At 69.9% G+C, this 6,710-nt stretch carries 5 protein-coding genes and 1 riboswitch; of the genes, 1 reads left to right on the plus strand and 4 read right to left on the minus strand.

What is annotated here, in order from left to right:
* Positions 1–66 precede the first annotated feature (66 nt).
* Positions 67–861 (minus strand): C40 family peptidase, encoded by a 795-nt coding sequence (locus AOK08_RS38060; protein ID WP_055534619.1) that lies wholly within the window; start codon positions 859–861, stop codon positions 67–69.
* A complete protein-coding gene (locus tag AOK08_RS48070) occupies positions 858–1,028 on the minus strand; it encodes a hypothetical protein (RefSeq protein ID WP_241827272.1) in 171 nt (56 codons plus the stop codon). Before AOK08_RS48070 ends, AOK08_RS38060 begins: the two co-directional genes overlap by 4 nt.
* Positions 1,029–1,036: 8 nt before the next feature.
* A riboswitch (cyclic di-AMP (ydaO/yuaA leader) is annotated at positions 1,037–1,195 on the minus strand.
* Positions 1,196–1,504: 309 nt separating this feature from the next.
* Here AOK08_RS48070 and pcrA point away from each other — a divergent pair.
* Positions 1,505–4,030 (plus strand): DNA helicase PcrA, encoded by a 2,526-nt coding sequence (gene pcrA, locus AOK08_RS38065; protein ID WP_055534621.1) that lies wholly within the window; start codon positions 1,505–1,507, stop codon positions 4,028–4,030.
* Between the two features lie 115 nt (positions 4,031–4,145).
* On the opposite strand, the gene AOK08_RS38070 is transcribed toward pcrA, so the two are convergent.
* Both AOK08_RS38070 and AOK08_RS38075 read right to left on the minus strand, forming a co-directional pair.
* Positions 4,146–5,738, minus strand: a complete 1,593-nt coding sequence (locus tag AOK08_RS38070) for a M23 family metallopeptidase (RefSeq protein ID WP_241827273.1) — start codon at positions 5,736–5,738, stop codon at positions 4,146–4,148.
* 254 nt (positions 5,739–5,992) lie between these two features.
* Positions 5,993–6,710: esterase/lipase family protein (locus AOK08_RS38075; RefSeq protein WP_055534625.1), on the minus strand; the 718-nt coding region annotated here is incomplete at its 5' end.

A 6,710-nucleotide genomic window follows, 5' to 3' on the forward strand; every position in this document is an offset into this window, starting at 1 on the left:
GCCCGCCCGGCCCGCCCGGCCCGCCCGGCCACACGCGGCCCGGCCGGATCTGCCGTCCGCTGTGCGTCAGGCCGGGCGCACCACGCTGTGGATCGTCGCCTCGCCGTCGTAGCGGATCGATTCCTCGCGGACGTACGTACCCGGTTTCGGGGCGTGGATCATCATGCCGTTGCCGGTGTACAGGCCGACATGGCTGCTGTCGTCGTGGAAGAAGACCAGGTCACCGGGCTGGACGTCGGAGAGGGGGACTGTCGTGCCCTCGGTCGCCTGGTCGTGGGCGCTGCGCGGGAGGGTCACTCCGGCGGCCCTCCAGGCGGCCTGGACGAGGCTTGAGCAGTCGTAGGAGCCCGGGCCCGTGGCGCCCCAGACGTAGGGCTTGCCGATCTGTGCGTGTGCGAAGGTCAGGGCCTTCTCGGCCTTGGTGGCGTACGAGGAGCCGGTGACCGTTGCCGTGGACGGCTCCAACTGGACGCCGCCCGTCAACTGCCGCGCCGCCGCCGCTTCCTGGTGGCGTTGCCGCTCCCGCTCCTGTTCCCGCTCCTGCTGCCGCGCCTGCTCCTGTTGCCGCCGGGCGAGTTCGTCCGCCTGGCGGCGGGCCTGCGCCTGCTTCTCCTGTTCGGTCTTCTCCCGTTCGACCGCCGCGAGCCGAAGCTCCTCCTCGGCGATGAGGCGGGAGAGCAGCCGGCGGGCCTGTACGAGCTTCGTCTGGACGGCGGTCTTGGTCGTCTGGAGCTCGTCCTGGGGCTCGATGAGCGACTCGAAGGTCGCCGCTTCCTCCGGGCGCTTCCGTGTCGTCCTGGCCAGTCGCGTGATGTAGTCGGCGACAGCGTTCTTCTGGCGCGAGGTCGGGCGTTCCGTCATGCGGTTCCGGCCGAGGTCATTCCGCGGTCGTCGGCGCGCGGGAATGTCTTCATGGGGTCGCGGACGGCGGATCCGGTGCCGTACCGGGCCGCCGTGGCGAAGACGGCGGGCCGGATGCCTGCTGTGCGCGTGCCCGTAGGGCGCGACTTGCGGTGCGACGACGCCAAGGGTGGCGACTCCTTCCACGTTCCGCCTACCGGGTTAGCTGTCGGGTTCGGGCGGATGGTTCGGAAGGATTGCCCTACGGTCCTTGCCCTGGACGGCAGTCGGACCGATTCACCCCAGGTTTCGGTGGGTCCCCGGTTCCCGCCGCGGGTGGCGGCACGATCGGACTCGGCGGGGGCCGCGCGGCCCGGCGATGTTCGCCGGTGCGGGTCGAGCGGCCTTACCGCACGCTAGCCAACAGGTGTGGCTTCTGTGAAGGTTGATGACCGCTATGCCCGATACGTATTTGTGACCTTGGCCCTAAGCGTGGCTCTATGGAGTCGATCGAGGTAGATGTGTGGCGATCATTGGCGAATTGTCTACTATGTTTTCTTTTAGGGTAATTGTCCGGACGGAACTGGTCGTCGGGCGCGGATACCGGGGGATGTTTTCCGGGTGGCGGCGGGTTGTCAGTGGGGGCGCCTAGACTCGGAGAGCGATGAGCAGCCTCTTTGACGACAGCTTCCTGGCGGACCTCCAGGGCCCTCGGGCCCGCGAGGAGGAACCCCCGCCGCCGCCCGAGGACGAGCACGCGCCGGAGCACGTTCCGGACGACCTGTTCGGCGGGAAGTTCGACGCGCCGCCGGACCGGGACGCGTACTACCGCGACGGCGCCCCACGCCCCGTGGTGGACCCGGCCGCGCTCCTGGACGGGCTGAACGAGAACCAGCGCGCGGCCGTCGTGCACGCCGGCACCCCTCTGCTCATCGTGGCGGGCGCCGGCTCCGGCAAGACGCGGGTGCTGACTCACCGCATCGCGTATCTGCTCGGCGAGAGAGGCGTACACCCCGGCCAGATCCTCGCGATCACCTTCACCAACAAGGCCGCCGGTGAGATGAAGGAGCGCGTCGAGCAGCTGGTCGGCCCGCGCGCCAACGCGATGTGGGTCATGACGTTCCACAGCGCGTGCGTGCGCATTCTCCGGCGGGAGAGCAAGAGACTCGGCTTCACCTCCTCCTTCTCCATCTACGACGCCGCCGACAGCAAGCGGCTGATGGCGCTCGTCTGCCGCGATCTGGACCTGGACCCCAAGCGCTTCCCGCCCAAGTCCTTCAGTGCGAAGATCTCCAACCTGAAGAACGAGCTGATCGACGAGGAGGACTTCGCCGCCCAGGCGAGCGACGGTTTCGAGAAGACCCTCGCCCAGGCGTACGCGATGTACCAGTCGCGGCTGCGCGAGGCCAACGCGCTCGACTTCGACGACCTGATCATGACGACGGTCAACCTGCTGCGCGCCTTCCCGGACGTCGCCGAGCACTACCGCCGCCGCTTCCGGCACGTCCTCGTCGACGAGTACCAGGACACCAACCACGCCCAGTACGCGCTCGTACGGGAACTCGTCGGCACCGCCGAACACACCGGCGACGACATCGACGTACCGCCCAGCGAGTACGACCTGCCCCCCGCCGAGCTGTGCGTGGTGGGGGACGCCGACCAGTCGATCTACGCCTTCCGGGGCGCGACGATCCGCAACATCCTCCAGTTCGAGGAGGACTACGCGGACGCGACGACGATCCTGCTCGAACAGAACTACCGCTCCACGCAGACGATCCTGAGCGCCGCCAACGCGGTCATCGAGCGCAACGAGTCCCGGCGCCCCAAGAACCTGTGGACCAACGCGGGCGCGGGCGCGCGCATCACCGGCTATGTCGCCGACACGGAGCACGACGAGGCGCAGTTCGTCGCCGAGGAGATAGACCGGCTGACCGACGCGGGCGACGCCAAGGCGGGCGATGTCGCCGTCTTCTACCGGACGAACGCCCAGTCCCGTGTCTTCGAGGAGATCTTCATCCGCGTCGGCCTGCCCTACAAGGTCGTCGGCGGCGTCCGCTTCTACGAGCGCAAGGAGGTCCGGGACGTCCTGGCCTACCTGCGTGTTCTCGCCAACCCGGAGGACTCGGTGCCGCTGCGCCGTATCCTCAACGTCCCCAAGCGCGGCATCGGCGACCGCGCGGAGGCGATGATCGACGCGCTGTCCCAGCGCGAGAAGATCAGCTTCGCGCAGGCCCTGAAGCGTGTGGACGAGGCGTACGGAATGGCCTCGCGGTCGACCAACGCCGTCAAGCGGTTCAACACGTTGCTGGAGGACCTGAGGACGGTCGTGGAGTCGGGCGCCGGCCCGGCGACCGTCCTCGAAGCGGTCCTCGAACGCACGGGCTATCTCGCCGAGTTGCAGGCGTCGACCGACCCGCAGGACGAGACCCGGATCGAGAACCTCCAGGAACTCGCGGCGGTCGCCCTGGAGTTCGAGCAGGAGTCGGGAGCTGCCGGAGAGGCGGTTGAGGGCGAGGCACCGGCCCCGGTCGGACTCCCCGCCTTCCTGGAGCGGGTCGCCCTGGTCGCGGACTCCGACCAGATCCCCGACGAGGACGACGACGGCTCCGGCGTCATCACCCTGATGACCCTGCACACCGCCAAGGGCCTTGAGTTTCCCGTGGTGTTCCTGACCGGCATGGAGGACGGCGTCTTCCCGCACATGCGTGCCCTCGGCCAGGCCAAGGAGCTGGAGGAGGAGCGACGGCTCGCGTACGTCGGCATCACGCGCGCGCGTGAACGGCTGTATCTGACGCGGTCGTCGCTGCGCAGCGCGTGGGGGCAGCCGTCGTACAACCCGCCCTCGCGTTTCCTGGAGGAGATCCCGGCGGCCCATCTGGAGTGGAAGCGCACGGGCGCGATGGCTCCGGCGAAGGCCTCCGGTCCGGCCTCCGGGCTGACGTCCTCGCTGTCGGCCTCGCGTTCGCGGTCCGCGGCCTCGGGCGCGTCGGGTTTCGCCACCCGCAGGGGTGGTGCCGAGAAGCCGGTCGTCGCGCTGGCGGTGGGGGACAGGGTCACGCACGACCAGTTCGGCCTGGGGACCGTCGTGGGTGTGAAGGGCACGGGTCCGAACGCCGAGGCGACGGTCGACTTCGGCGAGGACAAGCCGAAGCGGCTGCTGCTGCGGTACGCGCCGGTGGAAAAGCTTTAGCGCTTCGCCGGCCAGGCGGTGGAGGAGCTGCGGGCCCGCTCTGGCTGGTCGCGCGGTTCCCCGCGCCCCTGAACGCCCCTGCGGGGGCGCGATACCGGCCGGTTGCGCTTGCGGGTTACGTCGGGTCGAGGCCGTGGCTGCGCAGCCACGGGAGCGGGTCTATCGCCGAGCCGCCGGCGGGCCGTACCTCGAAGTGCAGGTGCGGGCCGGTCGAGTTGCCGGAGTTGCCGGAGTACGCGATGGGGTCGCCGGCCTTCACCGTCGTACCGGACGCGACCTGGTAGCTGGAGAGGTGGCAGTACCACGTCTCCGTGCCGTCCTTGTCGGTCAGGATCAGCATGTTGCCGTAGGCGCTGTTCCACTGCGTCCGTACGGTGCCGTCGGTCGCGGCCATCACCGTCGTGCCGTACGAGACGGGGAAGTCGATCCCGGTGTGCACGGACATCCAGTTGATGCCGGCCTGGCCGAAGTAGGCGCTGAGGCCGTGCTGCGCGACCGGGAGGGCGTACTTCGGGCGCAGCCGCTCCTTGCGGGCGGCCTCCGCGGCCGCCGCCTTTTTCTGGGCGATCTGCTGGGCCTTGAGGTCGATACGTTCCTGCGTCCGGCTGGCCCGGTCGGCGAAGTCGTCGGCGCCCGCGGAGAGGCTCTCGAGCTGGGTGTCCAGCTTGTTGTTCGCGGTGGACGGCTTCACCGCGATGCCGTCCGAAGCGGAAGTCGTCCTGTTCTGCTCGCTGTCACCGCTCATCCCGCCCACGGAAGCGGCGGCGATACCCGCGACGCCCATCACACAGGCGGACGGAACGGCGATGGTCATCAGGGCGGAACGTTTGGCCGGGGTGCGGCGCCGGGACCGGCCCGCGTTGCGCGACGCCGTACGGGACGCCGCCCGCCCGGCGCCGGGCACCGCGCCCGGAACGGCCTCTTCCTGGCCGTCGAGCAGGGGGGCCTCGGCGGGCAGTTCGCCGTCGCCGAGGAGATCCGACTCCTCGTGGGCGAGGGCGTGCCGGTCGTGCTCCGCTTCGTACTCCGCGGCGTCCGCCACGTCCGTGATCTGCTCGAACATCGCGGTGGCCTGCTGGTCGTGCTCGTGCTCGTACTCGTGCTCGTGCGCATGGCCGTACTCTGCGGACGGGGCGGGCGTGCCGTCCGGGCCGCTGTCCGAGTTCCACTGCGTGGCGTCGTACACACCGGTGTCGGAGACCTGGGTGCCCCATTGCCACTGCTGGGTCTGGTCGGCCGGGCCGGACTGCTCGGGCTGGAGCCAGGCGCGGGCGTCCCACTGGCCGCTGGTGTCACCGCCGGGAGGCGGCGTCTGCGCGGGGATCTCGGCGAGGTGCTGGTAGCCGGGCGCCCAGGTGGAGGTGTCGTAGGCCCCGGTGTCGTAGGCGGCGTGGTGCTGGGCCGCGTACGGGTCGTAGTTCAGGGTCTGGTGACTGCCGGTGGACCACTGGGAGTTGTCGTACGAACCGGTGGTGTCCGCGCCGGGATCCGCGCCCGGCATATTGCCGAAGAGCGGGTCGGTCTGGAAATTACCGGTGCCGGTACCCGTGCCCATGCCCGGGTCAAAACCGTTGGCGAAGGTGGGGTCGTGCGTGGTGAAGTCACCGAAAGGGACTTCCTGGGTGCCGTACGACGTGTAGTGCCCCGTCGCGGCATCGGAAGCCGGAGCCGGGGAGGTCATCGTCCCCGACGGGTGACGTTCGTTCACCAACTTCTCTTTCGCCTCGACAACAGGGGCTGGCAGAGCAGTGCGGCGACTGTACCCGGCGGTACGCGGGCGCGACAATCTTCTGCTGGTTTCGTGCCTGGGGGAAACGGGCATTCGGCCGTGTTTCGGGGGACTGCGGGCACGGGTTTGGCCTGGCGTTCGAAGATTGTTCGAATCCTGGAGGGTGTTCGGCGGCTCCGGCCGGCCTGTGGGTGGTGCTCGGGATGGGTTCAGGTCGGGGTCCGGGGAGGGGTTCAGGCCACGGTCAGTCCCTCTTCCCGGGTCCCGTCCGTCCGGGCGTCGGCGGCGAGGGGGAGGGCGCCCTCGTCCAGGGCCTGCCGTATCCCGGCCGCGACGGCGGGGTGCACGGGCAGGGCGAGGTGTCCGACGCCGGTGACCTGCACGTTCTGTGCCAGCAGGTCCGGGTGGTCGACGCAGGCCGTCTCCGGCGGGTCCATCAGGTGGTCCAGATCGCTCCAGAAGCTGACGAAGCGCGTACGGCAGTCCGGCGCGGGCAGGCACAGTTCCTCGATGACCTCCGAGCCGGGGCGCATCTGGCGGACGATGGGATGCGCGTTGGCCAGCGGGGCGACCCGGGTGCCGGAGTGCGGGGTGCCGAGGGTGACGAGCGTACGGACGCGGAGGTCACCGCCGAGGCGCTGGACGTAGTAGCGCGCGATCAGGCCGCCCAGGCTGTGGCCCACGATGTCCACCTGGGATTGGCCCGTGCGCCTGCAGATCTCCTCGATGTGCCGGCCGAGCAGCTCGGCCGCCGTACGGATGTCGCAGGTCAGCGGAGAGTAGTTGAGCGACTCGATCTGGTGGCGGCCGTGCTGGGCGAGGGACCGGCGCAGCAGGACGAAGACGGAGCGGTTGTCGATGAAGCCGTGGAGGAGGACGACCGGGGGTTTCGGCTCCGTCGGCAGGTGAGTGGGGGAGGTGGCGGTACTGGGGGCTCCAGGGGACCCGAGG

The sequence above is a fragment of the Streptomyces graminilatus genome (genome assembly GCF_001418565.1).
Classification (GTDB): domain Bacteria; phylum Actinomycetota; class Actinomycetes; order Streptomycetales; family Streptomycetaceae; genus Streptomyces; species Streptomyces graminilatus.